Annotated in this window: 18 protein-coding genes, 1 pseudogene and 1 riboswitch; of the genes and pseudogenes, 13 read left to right on the top strand and 6 right to left on the bottom strand. The window is 51.8% G+C overall.

Annotation, left to right across the window (positions count from 1 at the left end):
* Positions 1 to 259 precede the first annotated feature (259 nt).
* From metB to katG, 4 genes are all read left to right on the top strand, one after another.
* Positions 260 to 1,420, top strand: coding sequence for a cystathionine gamma-synthase (gene metB / locus EC843_RS21870; protein ID WP_064541682.1), 1,161 nt, complete (start codon positions 260 to 262; stop codon positions 1,418 to 1,420).
* A 2-nt stretch (positions 1,421 to 1,422) separates the two neighbouring features.
* Positions 1,423 to 3,855: a bifunctional aspartate kinase/homoserine dehydrogenase II gene (locus EC843_RS21865; RefSeq protein ID WP_133523059.1), complete on the top strand. Its 2,433-nt coding sequence runs from the start codon at positions 1,423 to 1,425 to the stop codon at positions 3,853 to 3,855.
* 227 nt (positions 3,856 to 4,082) lie between these two features.
* A complete protein-coding gene (metF, locus tag EC843_RS21860; RefSeq protein WP_064541676.1) occupies positions 4,083 to 4,973 on the top strand; it encodes a methylenetetrahydrofolate reductase in 891 nt (296 codons plus the stop codon).
* Between the two features lie 250 nt (positions 4,974 to 5,223).
* Positions 5,224 to 7,404, top strand: a complete 2,181-nt coding sequence (gene katG, locus EC843_RS21855) for a catalase/peroxidase HPI (protein WP_064541673.1) — start codon at positions 5,224 to 5,226, stop codon at positions 7,402 to 7,404.
* A 53-nt stretch (positions 7,405 to 7,457) separates the two neighbouring features.
* Here katG and EC843_RS21850 read toward each other — a convergent pair whose 3' ends face one another.
* The 4 genes and pseudogenes from EC843_RS21850 to argE all read right to left on the bottom strand — a co-directional run bounded on the left by EC843_RS21850 (position 7,458) and on the right by argE (position 12,828).
* Complete coding sequence (locus tag EC843_RS21850) at positions 7,458 to 8,561, bottom strand: glycerol dehydrogenase (RefSeq protein WP_133523058.1); 1,104 nt, start codon at positions 8,559 to 8,561, stop codon at positions 7,458 to 7,460.
* Positions 8,562 to 8,573: 12 nt separating this feature from the next.
* Positions 8,574 to 8,696, bottom strand: a pseudogene (locus EC843_RS21845) (fructose-6-phosphate aldolase); the annotation flags it as partial.
* A 90-nt stretch (positions 8,697 to 8,786) separates the two neighbouring features.
* Positions 8,787 to 11,438, bottom strand: coding sequence for a phosphoenolpyruvate carboxylase (gene ppc, locus EC843_RS21840; RefSeq protein ID WP_064541666.1), 2,652 nt, complete (start codon positions 11,436 to 11,438; stop codon positions 8,787 to 8,789).
* A 238-nt stretch (positions 11,439 to 11,676) separates the two neighbouring features.
* The gene (gene argE, locus EC843_RS21835) at positions 11,677 to 12,828 is read right to left on the bottom strand and encodes an acetylornithine deacetylase (RefSeq protein ID WP_064541663.1); all 1,152 of its coding nucleotides are present in this window, start codon (positions 12,826 to 12,828) and stop codon (positions 11,677 to 11,679) included.
* 183 nt (positions 12,829 to 13,011) lie between these two features.
* On the opposite strand from argE, the gene argC reads away from it, so the two are divergent.
* From argC to oxyR, 5 genes are all read left to right on the top strand, one after another.
* Positions 13,012 to 14,016: an N-acetyl-gamma-glutamyl-phosphate reductase gene (argC, locus tag EC843_RS21830; RefSeq protein ID WP_133523057.1), complete on the top strand. Its 1,005-nt coding sequence runs from the start codon at positions 13,012 to 13,014 to the stop codon at positions 14,014 to 14,016.
* Between the two features lie 12 nt (positions 14,017 to 14,028).
* Positions 14,029 to 14,805: an acetylglutamate kinase gene (argB, locus tag EC843_RS21825; protein WP_121814596.1), complete on the top strand. Its 777-nt coding sequence runs from the start codon at positions 14,029 to 14,031 to the stop codon at positions 14,803 to 14,805.
* 18 nt (positions 14,806 to 14,823) lie between these two features.
* Positions 14,824 to 16,041 carry an argininosuccinate synthase gene (locus EC843_RS21820; protein ID WP_133523056.1) on the top strand — a complete coding sequence of 406 codons (1,218 nt, stop codon included), beginning with the start codon at positions 14,824 to 14,826 and terminating at the stop codon, positions 16,039 to 16,041.
* Positions 16,042 to 16,198: 157 nt separating this feature from the next.
* Positions 16,199 to 17,572, top strand: coding sequence for an argininosuccinate lyase (argH, locus tag EC843_RS21815; RefSeq protein WP_064541651.1), 1,374 nt, complete (start codon positions 16,199 to 16,201; stop codon positions 17,570 to 17,572).
* Between the two features lie 267 nt (positions 17,573 to 17,839).
* Positions 17,840 to 18,766 (top strand): DNA-binding transcriptional regulator OxyR, encoded by a 927-nt coding sequence (gene oxyR / locus EC843_RS21810; RefSeq protein ID WP_064541648.1) that lies wholly within the window; start codon positions 17,840 to 17,842, stop codon positions 18,764 to 18,766.
* Here the strand turns inward: oxyR and sthA are convergent.
* On the bottom strand, positions 18,740 to 20,140 hold the full coding sequence (sthA, locus tag EC843_RS21805) for a Si-specific NAD(P)(+) transhydrogenase (protein WP_064541645.1): 1,401 nt from the start codon (positions 20,138 to 20,140) through the stop codon (positions 18,740 to 18,742). The two genes, oxyR and sthA, sit on opposite strands and share 27 nt — an antisense overlap.
* A gap of 193 nt (positions 20,141 to 20,333) precedes the next feature.
* Here sthA and fabR point away from each other — a divergent pair, with 193 nt between their 5' ends.
* Both fabR and EC843_RS21795 read left to right on the top strand, forming a co-directional pair.
* Entirely contained in the window at positions 20,334 to 20,978 is a 645-nt protein-coding gene (gene fabR / locus EC843_RS21800) for an HTH-type transcriptional repressor FabR (protein WP_074388501.1), read from the top strand.
* Between the two features lie 14 nt (positions 20,979 to 20,992).
* Positions 20,993 to 21,349, top strand: a complete 357-nt coding sequence (locus EC843_RS21795) for a YijD family membrane protein (RefSeq protein WP_064541639.1) — start codon at positions 20,993 to 20,995, stop codon at positions 21,347 to 21,349.
* 44 nt (positions 21,350 to 21,393) lie between these two features.
* Here EC843_RS21795 and trmA read toward each other — a convergent pair whose 3' ends face one another.
* Positions 21,394 to 22,494 (bottom strand): tRNA (uridine(54)-C5)-methyltransferase TrmA, encoded by a 1,101-nt coding sequence (trmA, locus tag EC843_RS21790; RefSeq protein WP_133523055.1) that lies wholly within the window; start codon positions 22,492 to 22,494, stop codon positions 21,394 to 21,396.
* A gap of 109 nt (positions 22,495 to 22,603) precedes the next feature.
* A riboswitch (cobalamin riboswitch) is annotated at positions 22,604 to 22,795 on the top strand.
* 68 nt (positions 22,796 to 22,863) lie between these two features.
* Here trmA and btuB point away from each other — a divergent pair.
* A complete protein-coding gene (gene btuB, locus EC843_RS21785) occupies positions 22,864 to 24,735 on the top strand; it encodes a TonB-dependent vitamin B12 receptor BtuB (RefSeq protein ID WP_083963239.1) in 1,872 nt (623 codons plus the stop codon).
* Positions 24,680 to 25,546, top strand: a complete 867-nt coding sequence (murI, locus tag EC843_RS21780) for a glutamate racemase (protein WP_074388500.1) — start codon at positions 24,680 to 24,682, stop codon at positions 25,544 to 25,546. Before btuB ends, murI begins: the two co-directional genes overlap by 56 nt.
* The last annotated feature ends 141 nt before the right edge of the window (positions 25,547 to 25,687 follow it).

Here is a 25,687-nt window from a genome sequence, read left to right as displayed (position 1 = left end):
ATACTTAATCCTCTTATCAATATAAATGTGCTTCAATCGGACAACACACGACAGAAGCGATTTTCTGGACGTAGTGTACAGCGTTTATTGATCCGCGGTCTGCGGCGCTATCACCCTAAAGCGTATAATTTTAACGGCTATTGCGCGTTTGCTCAATCTATACGCAAAGAAGTTTAGATGTCCAGATGTATTGACGTCTAACTCGGCAGTGTTTACTCTGGTCTCTGACTTTTATTCGACCAGCAAGGATTCGAGAGCCATGACGCGTAAACAGGCAACTATCGCAGTACGTAGCGGTTTGAACGATGACGAGCAATACGGCTGCGTTGTACCCCCTATCCATCTTTCCAGTACTTATAATTTCACCGGATTTAATGAACCGCGCGCGCATGATTACTCGCGCCGTGGCAATCCTACGCGTGATGTCGTACAGCGTGCGCTGGCCGAACTGGAAGGTGGTGCGGGCGCAGTGCTGACAAATACCGGCATGTCAGCAATCCATCTGGTGACGACTGTTTACCTGAAGCCTGGCGATCTGCTGGTGGCTCCGCATGACTGTTACGGCGGCAGTTATCGTCTGTTTGACAGCCTGGCAAAACGCGGTGCATACCGTGTTTTGTTTGTCGATCAAGGTGATGAAGCTGCTTTAGCGGCAGCACTTAACGAAAACCCAAAACTCGTGCTGGTCGAAAGCCCAAGTAATCCCTTGTTACGAGTGGTAGATATTGCGAAAATCTGCGCCGCCGCGCGTGAAGCCGGGGCAATCAGTGTAGTGGATAACACCTTTCTGAGCCCGGCGTTGCAAAACCCGCTGGCATTGGGCGCAGATCTGGTTCTGCACTCTTGTACTAAATACCTGAATGGTCACTCAGATGTGGTTGCCGGTGTGGTGATTGCGAAAGACGCGGAAACCGTCACCGAGCTTGCCTGGTGGGCAAACAACATTGGCGTAACCGGCAGTGCTTTCGATAGCTACTTGCTGCTGCGTGGCCTGCGTACACTTTCACCACGTATGGAAGTGGCGCAACGAAATGCCCAGGCGATTGTCGATTTCCTGCAAACGCAACCGCTGGTGAAAAAGCTGTATCATCCTTCGCTGCCAGAAAACCAGGGCCATGAAATTGCTGCTCGTCAGCAAAAAGGTTTTGGCGCGATGCTGAGTTTTGAATTTAATGGCGACGAGCAAACGCTGCGTCGATTCCTGAGTAGCCTGACTCTCTTCACGTTAGCGGAATCGCTGGGTGGAGTAGAAAGTTTGATTTCACACGCGGCGACGATGACCCATGCGGGCATGGCGCCAGAAGCGCGTGCAGCAGCAGGGATTTCAGAAACCTTGCTGCGTATTTCGACTGGCATTGAAGATAGTGAAGATTTAATTGCTGACCTGGAAAATGCGTTCCGGGTTGCAGCCGAGGGGTAAGCATGAGTGTTTCAGCACCAGCAGCGGCGCCGGTTCGCCAACTGCATAAATTTGGTGGCAGTAGTCTGGCAGATGTGAAGTGTTACCTGCGCGTTGCAGGGATCATGTCCGAGTATTCTCATCCTGGCGACATGATGGTGGTTTCCGCCGCCGGTAGCACGACCAACCAGTTGATTAACTGGCTAAAATTGAGCCAAAGCGATCGTCTTTCTGCTCATCAGGTTCAACAAGCGCTGCGTCGTTATCAGAGCGAGTTGATTAGCGGCCTTGTGGCTCCTGAGGTTGCTGATGCTCTGATCGGTGCATTCATTCAGGATCTTGAGCGTCTGGCGGCTTTGCTGGATGGCAAAATGACTGACGCAGTGTATGCCGAAGTCGTAGGGCATGGTGAAATTTGGTCTGCACGCCTGATGTCTGCGGTGCTGAATCAGTTAGGTCACCCGGCTGCATGGCTGGATGCGCGTGAATTTATGCGCGCTGAACGTGCTGCTCAACCACAAGTTAACGAAGGCTTATCCTGGCCTTTGCTGCAAGAACTTATGGCGCAACATCCGCATAAGCGCCTCGTCGTTACCGGCTTTATTTGCCGTAATGATGCGGGTGAAACCGTGCTGCTTGGCCGTAATGGTTCTGACTATTCCGCCACTCAAATTGGTGCATTGGCTGGGGTTTCCCGCGTGACCATCTGGAGTGACGTTGCCGGGGTTTACAGCGCTGACCCACGTAAAGTGAAAGATGCGTGCTTGCTGCCTCTTTTGCGCCTGGATGAAGCGAGTGAGCTGGCTCGCCTGGCCGCTCCTGTCCTACACGCCCGTACCTTGCAGCCTGTTTCCGGTAGCGATATCGACCTGCAATTACGTTGCAGCTATTCACCAGAACAAGGTTCAACACGTATCGAGCGTGTGCTGGCTTCCGGTACTGGCGCACGTATCGTCACCAGCCACGATGATGTCTGCCTGATTGAACTGCAGGTTTCCCCGCAGCAAGATTTTAAGCTGGCACACAAAGAGCTGGATACGTTGTTAAAACGTGCCCAGATTCGCCCGCTGTCTGTTGGCGTTCATCCCGATCGTAACCTGCTGCAACTTTGCTATACCTCAGAAGTTGCCGGCAGCGTGTTAGAAACGCTCACGAAAGCTAACCTGCCGGGCGAATTACGTCTGCGTGAAGGCCTGGCGCTGGTGGCGATGGTGGGCGCAGGCGTATGTCGTAACCCGCTGCATAGCCACCGCTTCTGGCAGCAGTTGAAAGACCAGCCTGTTGAGTTTATCTGGCAGTCTGAAGACGGAATTAGTTTGGTTGCGGTACTGCGTGTTGGCCCAACTGAAAATCTCATCAAGGGTCTGCATAAGTCCCTGTTCCGCGCTGAAAAACGTGTTGGTCTGGTGCTTTTCGGTAAAGGGAATATTGGTTCTCGCTGGCTGGAATTGTTCGCCCGTGAGCAAGAAACTATTTCTGCGCGTACCGGTTTTGAATTCGTTCTGGCGGGTGTTGTAGATAGCCGCCGCAGTTTGCTGAATTACGAAGGGCTGGATGCCAGCCGCGCGCTCGCTTTCTTTAACGACGAAGCGGTAGAGCAGGATGAAGAATCCCTGTTCCAGTGGATGCGTTCGCATCCGTATGACGACTTGGTGGTTCTGGATGTGACGGCGAGTGAGCAATTGGCCGATCAGTATCTTGATTTCGCCAGCCACGGTTTCCACGTGATCAGCGCCAATAAACTGGCCGGTGCCAGCAACAGCCAGAAGTACCGTGAAATTCGCAACGCCTTTACCAAGACAGGCCGCCACTGGTTGTATAACGCCACCGTGGGTGCAGGTTTGCCGGTCAACCATACCGTTCGTGACCTGCGTGAAAGCGGTGACTCAATTCTTGCCATCAGCGGTATTTTCTCCGGTACGCTCTCCTGGCTGTTCCTGCAATTCGATGGCACGGTGCCGTTTACCGATTTGGTGGACCAGGCCTGGCAGCAAGGGTTGACTGAACCAGACCCGCGCGTTGATCTTTCCGGTAAAGACGTGATGCGCAAGCTGGTGATTCTTGCCCGTGAAGCAGGTTATGACATCGAGCCAGATCAGGTGCGCGTTGAATCGCTGGTAACAAACGGTAGTGAAACTGGTTCAATTGACCATTTCTTTGAAAATGGCGATGAGCTGAACGAACAGATGGTTCAGCGTTTTGAAGCGGCTCAGGAAATGGGTCTGGTGTTACGTTACGTAGCGCGTTTCGATGCCAATGGTAAAGCGCGTGTCGGCGTGGAGGCGGTGCGCCCTGAGCACCCGTTGGCTTCGCTGCTGCCGTGCGATAACGTTTTCGCCATCGAAAGCCGCTGGTATCGCGATAACCCGCTGGTGATTCGTGGGCCTGGCGCTGGTCGGGATGTGACGGCTGGCGCTATTCAGTCGGATCTCAACCGTTTGGCGCAGTTGCTGTAAACGGTGCAGTGACAGAAATACCGAGGCCAGCTTTAGCTGGCCTTTTTTCATCCTCCTCCTCGAACATGAATAAATTTCAACTTGAGTGAGAAATCCTCATTTCTTGTGTTGAATTTTCTGTTGACGACGTCACGCTTTTCCTTCATCTTGCTATCTGGACGTCTAAACGTCTGGATAGCAACAAAACACAACATCACATAATAAAATGCGATTAATGAGGTAAGGGTATGAGCTTTTTTCACGCCAACCAGCGGGAAGCACTGAATCAGAGTCTGGCCGAAGTCGCCGGGCAAATTAACGTTTCCTTTGAATTTTTCCCGCCGCGCACCAGTGAAATGGAACAAACCCTGTGGAGCTCAATTGATCGACTCAGCAGCCTGAAGCCAAAATTTGTCTCCGTGACTTACGGCGCAAACTCGGGCGAACGTGACCGCACGCATAGCATCATCAAAGGCATTAAAGACCGCACCGGTCTGGAAGCGGCACCGCACCTCACTTGTATTGATGCAACGCGCGATGAACTGCGTGCTATCGCGCAGGATTACTGGAATAACGGTATCCGTCATATCGTGGCTCTGCGCGGTGATTTACCGCCGGGCGGCGGCAAACCGGATATGTACGCTTCTGATCTGGTGACGTTACTTAAAGATGTCGGTGACTTTGATATTTCTGTCGCCGCTTACCCGGAAGTTCATCCTGAAGCGAAAAGTGCGCAGGCTGATCTTATCAACCTGAAGCGCAAGATTGATGCCGGTGCAAACCGCGCTATTACTCAGTTCTTCTTCGATGTAGAAAGTTATCTACGCTTCCGCGACCGCTGCGCCGCTGCGGGTATCGACGTTGAAATCGTGCCGGGTATTCTGCCGGTCAGTAACTACAAGCAGGCACACAAATTTGCCACCATGACCAATGTGCGCGTTCCGCACTGGATGGCGCAAATGTTTGAAGGCCTGGATGACGACGCGGAAACTCGCAAAATGGTCGGTGCTAATATTGCGATGGATATGGTGAAAATTCTCAGCCGTGAAGGCGTGAAAGACTTCCACTTCTATACGCTAAACCGCGCAGAGATGAGTTACGCAATTTGCCACACGCTGGGTGTTCGCCCGACTATCTGATTGAAGAAAATGGCCCGCAAGGGCCATGACTTTCTCCGCAGTAAACTCACATCCATTCTCCTGATTTCCTTCGAACTTTTAATTCTTAATTTTGAAAGTTTATGGGGTTGTCGACGTTTTGTTAAAAAAACTTTTGCTACCTTGCCTCTGGTCAGAAGGTAATAACTATCAAATCTGTAGTTTTTTTCATCTATAACTTATCTGCAGAGATGTATATCCTGGTACTACAACAGTGAAAGGGAGCAGGAAGATGAGTACGAACGAAAACGATCATAATACGTTGTCAGCAGGAAAGTGCCCGTTTCATCAGGGCAGTCAGGATGTAAGCGCAGGAGCGGGTACAAGCACTCGTGACTGGTGGCCAAAACAACTCCGTGTTGACCTCCTCAATCAGCACTCTAACCGTTCAAACCCCCTGGGCGAAGATTTTGACTACCGCAAAGAATTCAGCAAACTTGATTATTCTGCTCTGAAAGGCGACCTCAAAGCCCTGTTAACCGATTCTCAGCCATGGTGGCCTGCTGATTGGGGCAGCTATGCCGGGCTGTTCATTCGTATGGCCTGGCATGGTGCTGGCACCTATCGTTCAGTCGATGGTCGTGGTGGCGCAGGCCGTGGTCAGCAGCGTTTTGCTCCTCTTAATTCCTGGCCGGATAACGTTAGCCTTGATAAAGCCCGTCGCCTGCTGTGGCCTATTAAACAGAAATATGGTCAGAAAATATCCTGGGCCGATCTTTATGTGTTAGCGGGGAACGTGGCGCTGGAAAACTCCGGTTTCCGTACCTTCGGTTTTGGCGCTGGGCGTGAAGACGTTTGGGAGCCAGACCTTGATGTGAACTGGGGTAATGAAAAAGCCTGGCTTGAGCATCGTGATCCTGAAGCGCTCGCCAAACGCCCATTGGCCGCGACCGAAATGGGGCTGATTTATGTTAACCCGGAAGGGCCAAATGCCAGTGGTGAACCGCTCTCCGCGGCCGCTGCCATTCGTGCGACTTTTGGCAATATGGGGATGAACGACGAAGAGACTGTCGCGCTTATCGCGGGTGGTCATACGCTGGGTAAAACCCACGGTGCGGCGGAAGCAACCCATGTGGGCGTCGATCCGGAAGCCGCGCCAATTGAAGCGCAGGGTTTAGGCTGGACGAGCAGCCACGGCTCAGGTGCAGGTGCTGATGCGATTACTTCTGGCCTGGAAGTCGTCTGGTCACAAACGCCAACGCAGTGGAGTAACTACTTCTTCGAGAACCTGTTCAAATTTGAATGGGTACAGACGCGCAGCCCGGCTGGTGCCATTCAGTTTGAAGCTGTAAATGCGCCAGAAATCATTCCTGATCCTTTTGACCCCTCGAAAAAACGTAAGCCAACAATGTTGGTTACCGACCTGACGCTGCGTTTTGACCCAGAATTCGAGAAAATTTCACGTCGTTTCCTTAATGATCCTCAGGCATTCAATGAAGCCTTTGCCCGCGCATGGTTCAAGCTGACTCACCGCGATATGGGGCCAGTAGCGCGTTATATCGGCCCGGAAGTGCCAAGAGAAGAACTGATTTGGCAGGATCCGTTGCCGAAAGCGACATTCAGCCCAACACCAGCAGATATCGACCACCTGAAAGCAGAAATTGCCCGTTCCGGTTTGTCAGTGAGTGAACTGGTGTCTGTCGCCTGGGCATCGGCCTCTACTTTCCGTGGCGGCGATAAACGTGGCGGTGCTAATGGTGCGCGCCTGGCACTGGCACCTCAGCGTAGCTGGGATGTGAATGCGACGGCAGCGCGTGCTCTGCCAGCGCTGGAAGCGATTCAGAAAGCCTCTGGTAAAGTATCTTTGGCCGATATCATTGTACTGGCCGGTGTGGTGGGTGTTGAGCAGGCAGCGGAAGCGGCTGGCATCAGCGTACGTGTTCCGTTTATTCCGGGGCGTGTGGACGCCAGCCAGGATCAGACCGATATCGAGATGTTCAACCTGCTTGAGCCAGCGGCAGACGGGTTCCGTAACTACCGTGCTCGCGTGGATGCGGCGACAACAGAATCCCTGCTGATTGATAAAGCACAGCAACTGACGCTGACCGCACCAGAACTCACCGTGCTGGTAGGTGGTTTGCGTGCGCTGGGTGCGAATTTTGATGGCGGTAAACAAGGTGTATTCACCGATCGTCTTGGCGTGCTCAGTAACGATTTCTTTGTCAACCTGCTGGATATGCGCACCGAATGGAAAGCGACCGATGACTCTTCTGAGTTGTTTGAAGGCCGCGATCGTCAGTCGGGTGAGGTGAAACATCTGGCGACTCGTGCAGACCTGGTCTTTGGTTCCAATGCGGTTCTGCGTGCGCTGGCGGAAGTGTATGCCAGTGGCGATGCTAAAGAGAAGTTTGTGAAAGACTTTGTTGCAGCCTGGGTGAAAGTGATGAATCTGGATCGCTTTGACCTGAAATAATCTGCTATCTGACATGAAAATCCCCGCGTAAGTGCGGGGATTTTTTATGGGTATTATTCCCAGGCTTCTAACAGGCGCTGACCGTACTGGTCAGCAACTAACAGCGCGGCAATGGCTTGAACAACTGTCACACCGCCAGGCATATTGTGGATAGTTTCGCCTTCTGCACAGGCAGCTCTCGCAACAATGCGCATTTTTTCTGCAACTTCAGTTTTGATATCCAGCTGTGCCAGCGTGAGCGGTAAACCCACCGAGTGACACAGTGCGGCAACGGTTTCGAACTCTTCTTGCGAGGCGTTTTCCAGCACTAACTGGGTCAGCGTACCGAAAGCCACTTTTTCGCCATGATAGAAATGATGCGCATCTGGAATTGCGGTCAAACCGTTATGAATTGCATGAGCCGCCGCGAGGCCGCCGCTTTCAAAACCGACGCCGCTCAAATAGGTGTTGGCTTCGATGACGCGTTCCAGTGCTGGCGTAACAACATGCTGCTCTGCTGCAAGCATCGCTTTTTCACCCTCTTCGAGCAGTGTGTTGTAGCACAATTCTGCCAGAGCAAGCGCGGCATGAGTGCAACGGCCACCCGCCATGGTCGTCGCTCCGCTTCGGGAACAGGCGCGGGCTTCAAACCAGGTCGCCAGAGCATCACCAATCCCTGCAGCCAGTAAACGAGCTGGCGCACCGGCGACGATTTTAGTGTCGACAATAACCATTTCGGGGTTGTTGGGGAGCAGCAGATAACGGTCGAATTCGCCGGTATCGGTATAAATAACGGAAAGGGCGCTACATGGAGCGTCTGTGGAGGCAATGGTCGGAGCTATCGCGACCGGAACATCTATAAAGTGCGCCAGTGCTTTTGCGGTATCGAGCGTTTTTCCGCCACCGATACCCAGTATTGCACTGCACTGCATTTTTTCTGCCACGGCGCGTAAACGATTTATTTCATTTTGCGAACATTCACCGCCAAATGGCGCGACTTCTAGCGCTAATCCGGCATCCTTCATGCTTTTGCTTAATGCTTCCTGCGCAAAACCTAATACAAATTTATCACCCACGACCAGCCAACGTTCGGCCAGTGGGCTCAGATATTCTCCTAGTCTTGTAATGACATCGGCACCCTGGATGTATTTACTCGGTGATTGAATGATGCGATCCATACTTTATTTCCCTTATAAGTGGATAGGGTCAAGTCCGTGAGTCGAGTCTTGCCCGAACTTCACTACTACTGACTCTACCGTAGGGGTGTTGAGTATTTGTTGAGCTACATCTAACGGCAGGGTGATCGTTTCGCAGACTGGCAGTTAATATCGTGGGTGGCACCGCATAGGGGTAAAAACAAAAACCCCGCTTGCGCGGGGTTTGAAAACTGCCTGATTTCGGGCTTAACCCGTGTTACGCATACCTGCCGCAACACCGGCAATGGTCACCATCAGCGCCTGTTCTACCTGCGCATTTGGTTCCTCACCTTTCTCTTCCAGTTGACGAGAACGGTGCAGCAATTCAGCCTGCAATACGTTCAACGGATCGGTGTAGATGTTACGTAACTGGATAGATTCGGCGATCCACGGCAAGTCGGCCATCAGATGGGAATCGTTGGCGATATCCAGCACCACTTTGATATCCGCTTCCAGTTGGTCGCGTAGCTGTTTACCTAGCTTCCACAGTTCCGGTTTCACCAGACGTTGGTCGTAGTATTCCGCCAACCACAAGTCAGCTTTGGCAAATACCATTTCCAGCATCCCAAGGCGTGTCGAGAAGAATGGCCAGTCGCGGCACATCGTTTCCAGCACATCTTGTTTGCCATCTTCGACAACTTTTTGTAACGCGGCACCCGCGCCCAACCAGGCTGGAAGCATCAGACGGTTCTGCGTCCAGGCGAAAATCCATGGAATGGCTCGCAGAGACTCAACGCCACCGTTAGGTTTACGTTTCGCAGGGCGTGAACCCAGCGGCAGTTTACCCAGTTCCAGCTCTGGTGTTGCTGAACGGAAATACGGCACGAAGTCTTCGTTTTCGCGGATATACCCACGATACATATCACAGGAGGTCGCAGACAGATCCTCCATGATATGTTTCCACTCTTTCTTCGGCTCTGGCGGCGGCAGCAGGTTAGCTTCAAGAATCGCACTGGTGTAGAGCGACAGGCTGCTGATAGTGATTTCCGGCAGACCGTATTTGAAGCGAATCATCTCGCCTTGTTCAGTCACGCGCAGGCCGCCTTTCAGGCTGCCCGGAGGTTGAGAAAGCAGAGCTGCATGCGCTGGCGCACCGCCACGACCAATAGAACCGCCGCGTCCGTGGAACAGCGTCAGGGTAATTCCGGCTTTCTCGCAGGTTTTGATCAGCGCATCTTGTGCCTGATACTGCGCCCAGGATGCCGCCATCACGCCTGCGTCTTTTGCCGAGTCAGAATAGCCAATCATGACCATCTGTTTGCCCTGAATAAAGCCGCGATACCAGTCGATATTCAGCAACTGAGTCATTACGTCGTCGGCGTTGTTCAGGTCGTCGAGGGTTTCGAACAGTGGAGCCACAGGCAGCGCGAAAGTGCAGCCCGCTTCTTTGAGTAACAGGTGAACCGCCAGCACGTCCGACGGCGTTTTTGCCATCGAAATCACGTAAGCCGCGATTGAACCACGTGGAGCTTCGGCAATGACTTTGCAGGTATCCAGCACTTCGCGAGTTTCTTCGCTCGGTTCCCACTGGCGCGGCAAAAGTGGACGCTTAGAGTTCAATTCACGGATCAAGAAGGCTTGTTTGTCCGCCTCGGACCAGCTTTCGTAATCACCAATGCCCAGGTAGCGAGTCATCTCGCCCAGCGCTTCGGTATGGCGAGTACTTTCCTGGCGGACATCAATGCGCACCAACGGAACGCCGAAGCATTTCACGCGGCGCAAGGTGTCGAGTAACTGACCGTTAGCGATAATGCCCATACCGCAAGCTTGTAGCGACTGGTAACACGCGTAGAGCGGATCCCAAAGCTGTTCGTTTTGCGTCAGTAAACCTTCTGGTTTTGGCAGATGCTGGCCTTTCAGGCGTGCTTCCAGCCAGGCTTGAGTCACCATTAATTGCTGACGAATGCCTTTCATGATGCAACGGTACGGCTCTTGTGCGGCGTCCGGGCCTGCAAGTTCGCTCAGTTCAGGCGTGCATTCCACCATCGAAAGCTCAGAAATCAGCACCTGAATATCGCGCAGGAACAGGTCGGTGGCTTTCCAGCGGCTGAGCAACAGCACGTGGCGGGTAATATCGGCGGTCACGTTCGGGTTGCCGTCGCGGTCGCCGCCCATCCAGGAGGTGAATCGTACCGGGACGAAATCGACCGGCAGTTTGTAATTCAGATTGTCTTCGAGTTGCTCGTTCAGTTCGCGCAGGTAGTTAGGAACCCCTTCCCACAGGCTGTTTTCAACTACCGCAAAACCCCATTTCGCTTCATCTACAGGGGACGGGCGGTATTTACGGATTTCATCGGTGTGCCAGGCCTGTGCCACCAGTTGGCGCAGACGGCGCATAATCTGGTTACGTTCGTAATCGGCAATGTCGCTATGGTCGAGTTGTTTCAGGCAGCTGTTTACTTCAACCAGCTTGTGAATCAGGGTGCGGCGGGTGATTTCGGTTGGGTGTGCGGTCAGAACTAATTCTAATGACAGCGATTCAACAGCATCACGAACGGCATCTTCGCTAATATCCGGCTGATTTTTTAATTTTTGGAGTGTCTTAGCGATAACTTCGGGATTGCTGGCGGCTTCGCCATTAGCGGAAATACTGTGATATTGCTCGGCGGTGTTGGCCAGGTTCAGGAACTGGCTGAATGCACGGGCTACAGGGAGTAGTTCGTCATTAGACAGGTTCTGTAACGTGGTGAGCAACTCTTGACGGTTCGCTTCATTGCCCGCTCGTGACGATTTCGACAACTTACGGATTGTTTCTACCCGGTCAAGGATGTTTTCACCTAATGCATCTTTGATGGTATCCCCGAGCAACTTGCCGAGCATACTGACATTACTTCGCAAAGCGGAATATTGTTCGTTCATTGTAGTCCCACACACCCCATCTTTTTATGTAACTTAATTTCACCCGTGAAGGTTCAACACCGTCTTTATAAAGCCACGTAAGTTATCATTCGTCAATTGCTACGAAATCGTTTCAGCAAACGAATAAATGGCGCTAATTCATGAAATTTAATTACTAACTTCGTGGATAAGCGTTTCTTATGAGGATCCGCTAAAAAGCAGCTGAAAAAGGGGGCAAAACCCCCTGAATCGCTATTTTTCAATGCCAGCAAAAATGATGCACAACCTGTGTAATGAGTTTGCGAGTTGGCTCGATAAACCGTGTTTCGAGGTATTCGTCCGGCTGGTGTGCCTGGTTTATAGAACCTGGCCCCAGAACCAGCGTCGGGCAAATGGTCTGAATAAATGGCGCTTCGGTGCAGTAGTTCACCACTTCTGTTTGCGCGCCCAATAATTTTTCGACCACTTGTACTAGTTGGTGGTCTTTGGCGCACTCATAGCCCGGAATCGGCGGGTGAAGTTCAGAAACCGTCAGGCGGCCTGGCCATTTCTGGCTTACCGGTTCCAGCGCTTCGTTAAGCAAACCGTTAAGATCATTTAACGTAAGGCCCGGAAGCGGGCGAATATCCATATGCAGTTCACAACAGGCACAAATACGGTTGGCGGCATCGCCACCGCTGATATGGCCGAGGTTTAGCGTTGGATACGGCACGGTGAAGGCATCGTGGTGATAACGCTCTTTCAGCGTGTTTTTCAGCGACATGATGTGGCCGATTGCGTCGTGCATCAGTTCGATAGCGTTCACGCCCCGAGCGGGATCGCTGGAGTGACCGGACTGGCCTAGAATGCGAATCGCGTTAGAGATATGGCCTTTGTGGGCGCGCACTGGCTGCAACGAAGTCGGCTCACCAATAATGGCGCAGTCCGGGCGTATGCTGGTGTTTTCAGAGAAATAGCGTGCGCCCGCCATAGTCGTTTCTTCATCGGCGGTCGCCAGAATATAGAGCGGCTTTTTAAGCGTCGTCACATCCACATCGCGCAGCGCATCGAGAATAAAGGCGAAGAAACCTTTCATATCGGCAGTGCCGAGGCCGTACAGTTTATTTTCATGTTCGGTCAGCGTGAACGGATCGCGTGTCCAGCGGCCATCGTCGAACGGAACGGTATCCGTGTGACCCGCCAGCAACAACCCACCGGCACCGGTACCGGTGCTCGCCAGCATATTGAATTTATTACGTGTACCTGGTACGGGTTGTATTTCGACATTAAAGCCAAGATCGCGGAACCAGCCCGCCAGCAAATTGATTAAAGACTGATTGCTCTGATCCAACGCACTGTCGGTAGCGCTGATGGAAGGGGTGGCGATCAATGCGCGGTAAATCTCGATAAAAGGAGGTAATTTCATCTTCACTGTTGACAGGCCTTAGCTCAGGTTGGTATACATAATCATGCAGTAATATTGAATAAAAATACATTATTACCTGCCGCGATGGAACCCCTGGTTCCGGTGGATTGAACCACGTCGTTGTACGTTGGGTGATGGCTTTCAGCTGACACCTTTAGCAGACACAACCTAAGAAGGTGTACAGCCGAGATGTTGAATACGCTGATTGTTGGTGCCAGCGGTTATGCAGGCGCAGAGCTTGTGACCTATTTGAATCGCCATCCTCATATGAACATAACCGCTTTGACGGTTTCAGCGCAAAGTAATGACGCAGGAAAATTGATATCTGATTTGCATCCGCAATTAAAAGGTATCGTGGACATGCCGTTACTGCCAATGTCGGATATCAGCGAATTTACCGATGGTGTGGATGTTGTTTTTCTTGCCACAGCCCATGAAGTCAGCCATGACCTGGCACCGCAGTTTCTTGCGAAAGGCTGCGTTGTCATTGACTTGTCCGGTGCATTCCGCGTCAACGATGCTAAGTTTTATCAACTCTATTACGGCTTTACGCATCAGCACCCTGAATTGCTTGAGCAGGCGGTTTATGGCCTCGCGGAATGGCAGAGCGACAGAATAAAAGAAACCAGTTTAATTTCTGTGCCAGGCTGCTATCCAACGGCCTCCCAACTGGCGTTAAAACCTCTGATTGAAGCGGGTTTGCTGGATTTAAACCAGTGGCCGGTGATTAACGCAACCAGCGGTGTGAGCGGTGCAGGGCGCAAAGCGGCGATCTCTAACAGTTTCTGCGAAGTGAGCCTGCAACCGTATGGCATTTTTAATCATCGCCATCATCCAGAAATTGTCACGCATCTCGGGACTCCAGTGATTTTCACTCCACACTTGGGCAATTTCCCGCGCGGGATTCTGGCGACCATTACTTGCCGCCTGAAAGCCGGGGTGACCCAGCAGCAAGTCGTCGAGGTGTTTAATCAGGCTTATCAAGATAAACCGTTAGTGCGCCTGTATGACAAAGGCGTGCCAGCACTGAAAAACGTGGTTGGCCTGCCGTTCTGCGATATTGGTTTCGCAGTGCAGGGCGAGCATCTGATTGTCGTCGCGACCGAAGATAACCTTCTGAAAGGCGCGTCGGCCCAGGCTGTGCAGTGCCTGAATATTCGTTTTGGCTTTGCCGAAACGCAGTCTCTTATTTAATCGGCTGGGTGAATGATGAATCCATTAATTATCAAATTAGGCGGCGTACTGCTGGATAGCGAAGAAGCGCTGGAGCGCTTGTTTACCGCGCTGGTGAACTATCGTCAGTCCCATCAACGTCCGCTGGTGATTGTTCACGGTGGTGGCTGTGTGGTTGATGAGCTGATGAAAAAGCTCTCCTTACCGGTGACCAAGAAAAACGGCCTACGTGTTACGCCTGCTGACCAGATTGACATTATTACCGGTGCGCTGGCGGGTACGGCGAACAAAACGTTGTTGGCGTGGGCCAAAAAACATGACATCAATGGTGTCGGTCTTTGCCTCGGCGATGGCGACAGCGTCACGGTGACCAAACTCGATGAAGCATTGGGCCATGTCGGCCTTGCAAAGCCAGGTTCAGCTAAGCTGATTACCACGCTGCTGGATTCCGGTTTCCTGCCGATTGTTAGCTCTATTGGCGTTACCGCTGAAGGCGAGCTGATGAACGTCAATGCCGATCAGGCCGCTACGGCACTGGCTGCCACGCTCGGCGCGGATCTCATTCTGCTGTCAGACGTCAGCGGTATTCTGGATGGCAAAGGGCAACGTATTGCGGAAATGACGGCGGCAAAAGCCGAGCAGTTGATCGCTCAAGGCATTATTACCGACGGCATGATTGTTAAGGTTAACGCGGCGCTGGATGCAGCACGTACGCTGGGTCGCCCGGTGGATATTGCGTCATGGCGTCACGCGGAGCAGTTACCTTCTTTATTTAACGGCGTGGCCATTGGCACCCGTATTCTGGCTTAGTTTTGAAAGGATAAGACAATGCAAAATCACGGCATCAAAAAAATCGTTCTCGCTTATTCTGGCGGCCTTGATACTTCAGCCATCATTCCATGGCTGAAAGAAAACTACGGCGGCTGTGAAGTGGTCGCTTGTGTGGTGGATATCGGCCAGGATCGTGAAGACCTGAAAGGTGTTGAGCAAAAAGCACTGCGCTCTGGCGCAACTGAGTGTTATATCGTTGATGCGCGTGAAGAATTCATCAGCGATTACGTCTATCCAGTATTGCAGACTGGCGCACTGTACGAAGGCAGCTACCTGCTGGGTACGTCTATGGCGCGTCCGCTGATTGCGAAAGCACTGGTTGATGTCGCCACTAAAGTGGGCGCCGATGCGCTGTGCCACGGTGCGACCGGCAAAGGTAACGACCAGGTCCGTTTCGAATCCACCTGGGCTGCACTGGCTCCACATCTGAAAGTGGTTGCACCATGGCGTGAGTGGGATTTGCGTTCCCGTGAAGCGTTGCTGGATTACCTGAAAGAGCGTGATATTCCGACCACCGCGTCACTTGAGAAAATCTACAGCCGTGATGAAAACGCATGGCACATCTCCACTGAAGGCGGCGTGCTGGAAAGCCCATGGAATGCACCAAACAAAGATTGCTGGGTGTGGACTGTTGACCCTAAAGAAGCGCCAGACCAGGCAGAGCAAGTGACGGTTACTGTTAAGCAAGGCAAAGTGGTTGCGGTTAACGGCGAAACCATGACGCCTTATCAGTGCCTGGAAACGCTGAATAAGATTGGCTCTAAACACGGCATTGGCCGTATCGATATCGTAGAAAACCGTCTGGTGGGGATTAAATCCCGTGGCTGCTACGAAACCCCAGGAGGCACCATTATGATGGCGGCACTGCGTGGTGTTGAGCAGTTGGTTCTGGATCGCGATAGCTTCAAATGGCGTGAGCAACTGGGCCTGGAAATGTCTTACGTGGTTTACGATGGCCGTTGGTTCGCGCCGTTGCGTAAATCTTTGCAGGCATCTGCTGAATCGTTGGCAGCAGAAGTGAACGGCGAAGTGGTGCTGGAGCTGTATAAAGGCCAGGTCACCGCGACGCAGAAAAAATCTCCTGACAGCCTGTACAGCGAAGAGTTCGCGACCTTTGGTGAAGACGAAGTGTATGACCATAGCCACGCGGGCGGCTTTATCCGTCTGTTCTCGCTGTCGTCACGTATTCGTGCACTGAACGAACTGAAGAAGTAATCAATAGCCTCCCTCTCCTGGGGGAGAGGGCCGGGGTGAGGGCGTCTGTAGTCAAAATTTCCCCTCACCCTAACCCTCTCCCTTAGGAGAGGGGATCAGAATGGTTTAACTCTTCTCATTCAGAGAAGGGAACAAAAGAATTTAATGGAGCATCAATATGGCACTTTGGGGTGGACGTTTTACTCAGGCAGCAGATCAGCGGTTCAAATCGTTCAATGACTCATTACGTTTTGACTACCGACTGGCTGAGCAAGACATTGTCGGTTCTGTCGCCTGGTCCAAAGCGTTGGTTACCGTTGGTGTTCTGACCGTTGCTGAACAACAGGAGCTTGAGCAAGCGCTTAATTTCCTGCTTGAAGAAGTTCAGGCGAATCCGCAAGCCATTCTTGAGAGCGATGCGGAAGATATTCATAGCTGGGTGGAAGGGAAGCTCATCGATAAAGTCGGTGCGCTTGGTAAAAAACTCCACACGGGCCGTAGCCGTAATGACCAGGTCGCCACCGATCTTAAACTGTGGTGCAAAATGCAAATCAGCGAATTGCTGGGGGCGACTCGCCAATTGCAACAGGCGCTGATTGAAACCGCTGAAAACAACCAAGATGCCGTGATGCCGGGTTACACGCACTTGCAACGTGCGCAGCCAGTGACGTTTGCGCACTGGTGCCTGGCTTATGTTGAAATGCTGGCGCGTGACGAAAGCCGTTTACAGAGCACGCTCGAACGCCTGGACGTTAGCCCTTTGGGTAGCGGCGCACTGGCAGGCACGGCTTATGAAATCGACCGTGATCAACTGGCGGGCTGGTTAGGTTTTGCCTCGGCCACCCGTAACAGCCTCGATAGCGTGTCCGATCGTGACCACGTCCTGGAACTGCTTTCTGACGCGTCTATCGGCATGGTTCACTTATCGCGTTTTGCTGAAGACCTGATTTTCTTCAACACGGGTGAAGCGGGCTTTGTTGAGTTATCTGACCGCGTGACATCAGGTTCTTCCCTGATGCCGCAGAAGAAAAACCCAGATGCGCTGGAGCTTATTCGTGGCAAATGTGGCCGTGTGCAGGGTGCGCTGACTGGCATGATGATGACCCTGAAAGGTCTGCCGCTGGCGTACAACAAAGACATGCAGGAAGACAAAGAGGGCTTGTTTGACGCGCTTGATACCTGGCTCGATTGCCTGCATATGTCCGTGTTGGTGCTGGATGGCATTCAGGTGAAGCGCCCGCGTTGTAAAGAAGCTGCCGAGCAGGGTTATGCCAACGCAACTGAACTGGCTGATTACCTGGTCGCGAAGGGGGTTCCTTTCCGTGAAGCGCACCACATTGTGGGTGAGGCCGTAGTGGAAGCGATTCGTCAGGGCAAGGCGCTGGAAGCTTTGTCGCTCGCCGATTTGCAAAAATTCAGTGCGACGATTGGTGACGATGTTTACCCGATTCTGTCTTTGCAATCTTGCCTGGATAAACGTTCAGCCAAAGGCGGCGTGTCTCCGAAACAGGTAGCACAGGCGATTGTCGACGCGAAACAGCGTCTGGTTTAACGTTATCTGCAAGATAAGAAGAGCCTGGCCTTGTGCCGGGCTTGTTTGTTTATAAGGGATAAAAAAAGAGCGGACATAATGTCCGCTAAATGATTCACGTTGGCTTCAGTAGGTCATTCGGAGAACTGAGTTCTCACAACACATTCCAGAGTCGTAGATGGTTTGTGCTGTTGATGGCTATTATTGAACATCAATGGTTGATAGGGATAATCGTTCGTTGCTATGATTTCTATCGCCATGGTCTATCATGGCGCCGGAGGATAGAGAATGAATATTCGTGATCTTGAATACCTGGTGGCGTTATCTGAACATCGTCACTTTCGCCGGGCAGCGGATGCCTGCCACGTCAGTCAGCCAACGCTGAGCGGCCAGATTCGTAAACTTGAAGATGAGCTCGGCGTAATGTTGCTTGAGCGCACTAGCCGAAAAGTATTGTTCACTCAGGCAGGTTTACTGCTGGTGGATCAGGCGCGTACTGTGTTGCGCGAAGTTAAAGTCCTGAAAGAGATGGCGAGCCAACAAGGCGAAGCGATGTCCGGGCCGCTACACATTGGTTTGATCCCAACCGTTGGGCCTTATCTGCTGCCGCAGATTATCCCGATGCTGCATAAAACTTTCCCCAAACTAGAAATGTATCTTCACGAAGCGCAAACCCATCAACTGCTTGCGCAGCTTGATAGCGGCAAGCTTGATTGTGCGATTCTGGCTTTGGTGAAAGAGAGCGAAGCGTTTATTGAAGTACCGTTATTCGACGAGCCGATGATGCTGGCGATTTATCAGGATCACCCATGGGCCGAGCGCGATCGCGTCCCGTTGTCTGATTTAGCGGGTGAAAAGCTGCTGATGCTGGAAGACGGGCATTGCCTGCGCGATCAGGCGCTGGGTTTCTGTTTTGAAGCGGGTGCAGACGAAGATACGCATTTCCGTGCAACTAGCCTTGAAACGCTGCGTAACATGGTTGCGGCAGGCAGTGGAATTACATTATTACCTGCGCTGGCCGTGCCGAATGAGCGTTGCCGTGATGGTGTCGTCTATCTGCCATGTTATAAACCAGAACCGCGCCGGACTATCGGCCTGGTTTATCGTCCGGGTTCTCCGCTGCGTGGTCGCTATGAGCAACTCGCAGAGGCCATCCGTACACACATGGATGGCCATTTTGAGCCAGCGTTAAAACAAGCGGTTCAAGCCGTTTAGTGCCGCAACCCGATAGGCTTCCGCCATGGTCGGGTAGTTGAAGGTGGTGTTAACAAAGTACTCAATCGTGTTGCCGCCACCTTTCTGCTCCATAATCGCCTGGCCGATGTGAATAATTTCAGCCGCGCGCTCACCGAAGCAGTGAATACCTAAAATCTCTTTTGTCTCGCGATGGAAGAGAATTTTTAGCGTACCCACGTTCATGCCAACAATTTGTGCACGAGCCAGGTGCTTGAACTGAGCCCGTCCTACTTCGTACGGCACTTTCATCGAGGTCAATTGCTGTTCGGTTTTGCCGACGGAGCTGATTTCCGGAATGGTATAAATACCGGTCGGAATATCTTCAATCAGATGAGCAGTCGCTTCGCCTTTGACCATCGCTTGCGCGGCAATTCGCCCCTGATCGTAGGCCGCAGATGCCAGGCTTGGATAACCAATCACATCGCCCACGGCATAAATATGCGGCTGTGCAGTCTGGTACATGCTGTTGACCTTCAACAGACCACGGCCATCCGCTTCCAGCCCGACATTTTCCAGTGACAATGAATCGGTATTACCGGTGCGTCCGTTGGCATAAAGCAGGCAGTCAGCTTTCACTTTTTTGCCTGATTTCAACGAGACAATTACACCATCTTCCACACCTTCGATTTTCTCGAACTCTTCGTTGTGGCGAATAACGACACCGCTATTCCAGAAGTGATAAGAGAGCGAATCGGACATCTCTTGATCGAGAAACGCCAGCAGGCGATCGCGGGTGTTAATCAAATCAACCTTAACGTTCATGCCACGGAAAATCGACGCATACTCGCAACCAATTACCCCAGCACCATAAATAATGACGTGGCGTGGTTCGTGGTGCAGGTTAAGAATGGAATCGCTGTCGTACACGCGTGGGTGGCTGAAATCGACTTCTGGTGGACGATAAGGGCGTGAACCACAGGCGATAATAAATTTATCGGCGGTGATCATTTCTACCGAGCCATCGTGGCATTCCAGCGAGATGGTGTGTTCATCTACAAAACGTGCATCGCCCTGCAGCATCTCGCAGCGGTTGCGTTCATAGAAGCTTTGGCGCATGCGAGTTTGTTGGTTAATAACGCTGTCAGCGTGATTAAGAATGTCGGCGAAGGAAGAACGGAGAAGATGGGTGTGGTCGCTGTATAAAGGGTTTTGATTAAATTCGATAATGCGGCTGACGGCGTGGCGGAGGGCTTTCGAGGGGATGGTTCCCCAGTGGGTACAACCGCCACCCACATTATGGTAGCGCTCGACGACAGCTACCCTTGCTCCAAGTTTCACCAGCCCCATTGCAGCGCCTTCGCCGCCAGGACCGGAACCAATTACTATTGCGTCATAATCGTAGGTGTGTGACATGGTAAGGCTTACCTGTTCTTATACATAAAAGCAACACGATGGTAACATCAACGCCGGGATAACCCAATTGTCGTTGTGCTTTTTACTGCGTAACGCGAGGAGGGTCGCGTAAACAATCATTCACAATCCTGTATAAAAGCAGTTAAGTTATTCTCTGGTATAGTGCGGGCTCGATTTAAGGGATTCAGGCAACATGATGGGTGTAAGAGCGCAACAAAAAGAAAAAACCAGGCGTTCTCTGGTAGAAGCCGCGTTTAGCCAGTTAAGTGCTGAACGAAGTTTTGCCAGCCTGAGTTTGCGCGAGGTCGCTCGTGAGGCTGGTATTGCGCCAACATCGTTTTATCGCCATTTCCGTGACGTTGATGAGCTTGGGCTGACAATGGTCGACGAGAGTGGACTGATGCTGCGCCAGTTAATGCGCCAGGCCCGCCAAAGAATTGCCAAAGGAGGAAGCGTAATTCGTACCTCCGTCTCAACATTTATGGAATTTATCGGTAATAATCCCAACGCGTTCCGTTTGCTTTTACGTGAGCGTTCTGGAACGTCAGCCGCATTTCGTGCCGCCGTCGCGCGTGAAATTCAGCACTTTATTGCGGAACTTGCTGATTATCTGGAACTCGAAAATCGTATGTCGCGCAGCTTTACTGAAGCGCAGGCAGAAGCGATGGTGACGATTGTTTTTAGTGCTGGTGCCGAAGCGTTAGACGTCGATGCCGATCAGCGTCGTCAGCTTGAAGAGCGTCTGGTACTTCAGTTGCGCATGATTTCCAAAGGTGCGTATTACTGGTATCGCCGGGAGCAAGAAAAAATGGCATTGGCTCAAATATCTGAAGAGTGAATGAAGGAAGGGCAATGAAACAGTTACAAGATAGAGGTACGCTCGGGTTAGCGTTTATTGCAGGCCTTGCGATCAACGGAACGTTTGCCGCAGTGTTCAGCTCGGTTGTGCCGTTTTCCATTTTTCCAATTATCGCGCTGGTGCTGACGGTGTACTGTTTGCATCAACGCTACCAAAACCGCACGATGCCGGTGGGTTTGCCAAGTATCGCAGCGGCTTGTTTCGTGTTGGGCGTGTTGCTGTATAGCGCAGTTGTACGCGCTGAATATCCAGCTATTGGCTCCAACTTCTTGCCAGCGGTACTTTCGGTCGCATTGTTGTTCTGGATTGGTATTAAAATCCGCGCTCGTAAATCCCAGGTGACGGAATAGCAGCCTGCTCTAAAACAAAAACGGACGCCGAGGCGTCCGTTTTGCTATTTGCGTGTTAGCCACACACCGCATTCCATATGGTGCGTGTACGGGAATTGGTCAAATAGCGCCAGCCGTGACACGTTATGGGTTTCGCTTAATGTTTCCAGGTTCTCGCAAAGGGTTTGCGGGTTGCAGGAGATATAAAGGATGCGCGGATACGCCTGCACCATTTTCACGGTGTCAGCATCCAGACCACTGCGTGGTGGATCGACGAAAATGGTTTCGCACTGGTAGCTTTTCAGGTCGATACCTTTCAGGCGGTTAAACTCGCGCACGCCATTCATCGCCTGGGTAAAATCTTCCGCGGCCATACGAATGATTTGCACGTTTTCAATTTCATTCGCTTCAATATTGTATTGCGCGGCAGCAACAGACGGCTTGGCGATTTCAGTTGCCAGCACGCGATTAAAGTTGCGAGCCAGTGCCAGCGAGAAGTTACCGTTACCGCAATACAGTTCCAGCAGGTCGCCTTTTGAACCGTGCGTGGCATCCAGCGCCCATTCCAGCATATGAACATTCATCGCCGCGTTGGGTTGCGTGAAACTGTTTTCCACCTGGCGATAAATCATCTCTTTACCGGCAACAGTCAAACGCTCATCGATGAAATCCTGATCCAGCTCGATTTTGGTTTTGGTCGCACGGCCAATTAAATGAACATTGAAACCCTGAGCCCGCAGATTGTCGCGCAGTGCTTCAGCGTGTTGCTGCCACTCTTCACCCAATTTCCGGTGGTAAAGCATCGAGACAACCGCCTGGTTGCTCATCGTCGTCAGATAATCAATCTGGAAGAGTTTGTGGCGCAGGGCGGGAATATCACGCACGCCGTCGAGCATCGCAGGCATCAACGCGTTGATAAGTGAGCTGGCTGCCGGGAAGGTGTTAACCCGGATGCGCTGCTTTGTCTCCTGGTCAAACATGATGTGGTACAGGTCGTCTTCATCATGCCAGATACGAAATTCAGCACGCATCCGATAGTGGCTGGTTGGCGAACGGAACACCTCCGGCGCTGGTGCTGCAAAAGGGGCCATCATGCTTTGCAAGCGGGCGACTTTTTCGGCCAGTTGCGCGTCGTACTGTTCAATTGGGAGATGTTCGGGAGTCATGATCTGCTACCTGTTAATAAAGTCAAACTACGCGGCGATTGTAGGGAATAGGTTGATGATGTCCAGTGCTGTTGCATTTTGATGTGTCTGGACAATCTTATTAACAAAATCGTAGCATAGCACTTCCGGCCTTTTTACATGAGTTAAAAGGGAACCCAGTGCAACTCTGGGGCTGACGCGCAGCGGTAAGGAACGGTGGGATGAGCGCCAAGTGCAGACACTGCTAAACAAAGCGGGAAGTCATCATCCAGTAGTCACACACCTCCAAGCCCGAAGACCTGCCGGTATACGTCGCAATCTGCATAACTATCGCGTGCTATCGGTTATGTCTGCGGCATCCTTATTGGAAAGCGGATGCTTATTAAAATGATGGTAAAAAAACTTTCGCTGCTTACGGCTCTGTCCGTAACGGCTTTTTCAGGCTGGGCGCAAGACAGCAATTCTGACGATACTCTGGTGGTAACGGCCAACCGTTTTCAGCAACCCGTCAATACCGTTCTGGCGCCAACTGATATTGTGACCCGGGAAGAGATCGACCAATGGCAGGCAAAATCGATGAACGATGTCATGCGTCGTTTACCTGGCGTCGATATTGCTCAGTATGGTGGTCTTGGGCAGAGTTCTTCAATGTCTGTCCGTGGCACCAGCGCCAGCCATGTATTGGTGCTGGTGGATGGTATTCCGCTTGCCCGCCCTGGCATTTCCAACTCCTCGGATGTTAGCCAAATCCCGATTTCTTTAGTGCAGCGCGTGGAATACATTCGTGGCCCACGTTCCGCGGTTTACGGTTCTGGCGCGATTGGCGGCGTGGTTAACATCATCACGCAGAGCGATGAAGAAAAGTCGCAAATCAATGCGGGTGTGGGTTCGGATAGCTATCAGCAATATGACGGTACCTGGCGCCAGCGTTTTGGCGATACGGTAGCGACAGTGTCTGGCTCATACGAAACCACTAAGGGTTTTAACGTTCAGCCGCATTCTACTTATAGCGGTGATAACGATAGAGATGGTTACCGTAGCAAAAGCTATTGGGCTGGCCTGGAGCATAAGTTTAGCGAGGAGTTTGACGGCTTCTTCCGTACTTATGGCTATTCCAACAACAGCGATTACGATTTAGGTGCGCCTCCTTATACTCCGGCGTATAGCGCAGACGAGCATCAACTCTATAACCAGAACTACGATGCGGGCCTGCGTTTCCATTCCGGGATCTACTCTTCGCAGCTGTTGGCGAGCTATCAAAAAGTGAAGGACTATAACTATAGCAGCGTGTATGGCCGCTATAACGACGGTACGACGCTCGACTATATGACCCAACGCAACGTCCAGTGGGGTAACAACTTTGTTGTCGGGAATGGCTCGATCAGCGCAGGTATTGACTGGCAGCAACAGCGTCTGACTTCTTCTGACACAGTCATGTCTGACAGTTATAACCGTGATAACACGGGCGTCTACTTGAGTGGTCAGCAGCAGTTTGGCGATGTGACCCTGGAAGCTTCAGGTCGTGAAGACCACGACGAGCAATTCGGTTGGCACGGTACATGGCAAACCGCGGCTGGATGGGAATTCGTTGAAGGGTATCGTGCGACAGTTTCTTATGGCACGGGTTTCCTTGCACCTTCCCTCGGGCAACAATATGGCTCCACGCGCTTTGGCATCGACTCCAATCCAAATCTGAAACCAGAAGAATCCAAGCAATGGGAAGCTGGGCTTGAAGGATTAACCGGTCCTGTGGACTGGCGTTTGTCTGCTTATCACTACACGATTGAAAATCTGATTACCTACTACTCCGATCCGGTCACTTATGACGGGTCTTATGACAACATCAAATCTGCGACTATCAAAGGACTGGAATGGGTCGGTAGCGTGGATACTGGCATCTTTACTCATAAGCTAACGTTGCAGTATATGGATCCGCGTGATGACCAGAGTGATGAAGTGCTGGCTCGCCGCGCTAAGCGCCAGGCTAAGTACCAGCTCGACTGGGTGATGTTTAACGTGAATATGGATGTAGCGTGGCAGTATTACGGCAAACGCTACGACAACAACACCTCTGCTTATAACCCGACTCAGCAAATTTTGCCGAGTTATAGCACAGTTGATGTAGCGGCTTCATATCCGGTCACCTCTCATCTCACTGTTCGTGGTAGAATCGCCAACCTGTTCGATAAAGATTACGAGACGGTTTATGGCTATCAAACCCCAGGACGGGAATACTATCTCTCTGGCAGCTATACCTTCTAATACACGTCCCACCGTACTGGTTTTTGACTCCGGTGTCGGTGGGCTTTCTGTGTATGATGAAGTCCGGCAGCTTTTGCCTGACCTGCACTACATTTATGCTTTCGACAACGTAGCATTCCCCTACGGCGAGAAAAGCGAAGAGTTCATTGTTGAACGCGTAGTTGAAATTGTTACTGCGGTTCAGGAACGCTACCCACTCGCACTCGCCATCATCGCCTGTAATACGGCAAGTACCGTCTCACTTCCCGCTCTGCGTGAGAAATTCGCATTCCCTGTGGTGGGCGTCGTTCCTGCTATTAAGCCGGCAGCGCGTTTGACGACTAACGGCGTTGTAGGTTTGCTGGCGACTCGCGGCACTGTTCGCCGCCCTTATACTCACGAACTGGTCGCACGCTTTGCGTCGGAATGCAAAATCGAAATGCTCGGTTCGGCAGAGCTGGTGGAATTAGCGGAAGCCAAGCTGCATGGTCAGCCTGTAGATCTTGAGGAACTACGCAAGATTCTTCGTCCATGGCTGCGAATGAAGGAGCCGCCAGATACCGTGGTATTAGGTTGCACCCATTTCCCTCTATTAGAAGAAGAGTTGCTACAAGTCTTACCCGAAGGCACAAGGCTGATAGATTCCGGTGCTGCGATTGCTCGCCGTACTGTATGGCTTTTAGAGCATGAATCTCCGCATGCTGTATCTTCTGATGAGAATATTGCATTCTGTATGGGGCTGACTCCTGAGATTGCACAATTAACACCCGTTTTGCAGCGTTATGGCTTCCCAAGACTAGAAAAACTGGCTGTTCATAGCAATTTTGAATAAAAAATCGACGGTTGAAATAAAAATTGAAAATAGGGGTTGTCAGCCTCCAGAAAATCCCTATACTGCGCCTCCACTGACACGGCACAACGGCTTACAAACCGGCCCGTCAGCCAGATGAAAAGCGAAAATAAACGCTTGACT

The organism is Buttiauxella sp. JUb87, assembly GCF_004361975.1.
Classification (GTDB): domain Bacteria; phylum Pseudomonadota; class Gammaproteobacteria; order Enterobacterales; family Enterobacteriaceae; genus Buttiauxella; species Buttiauxella ferragutiae.
This window is presented reverse-complemented; position numbering and strand designations above follow the sequence as displayed.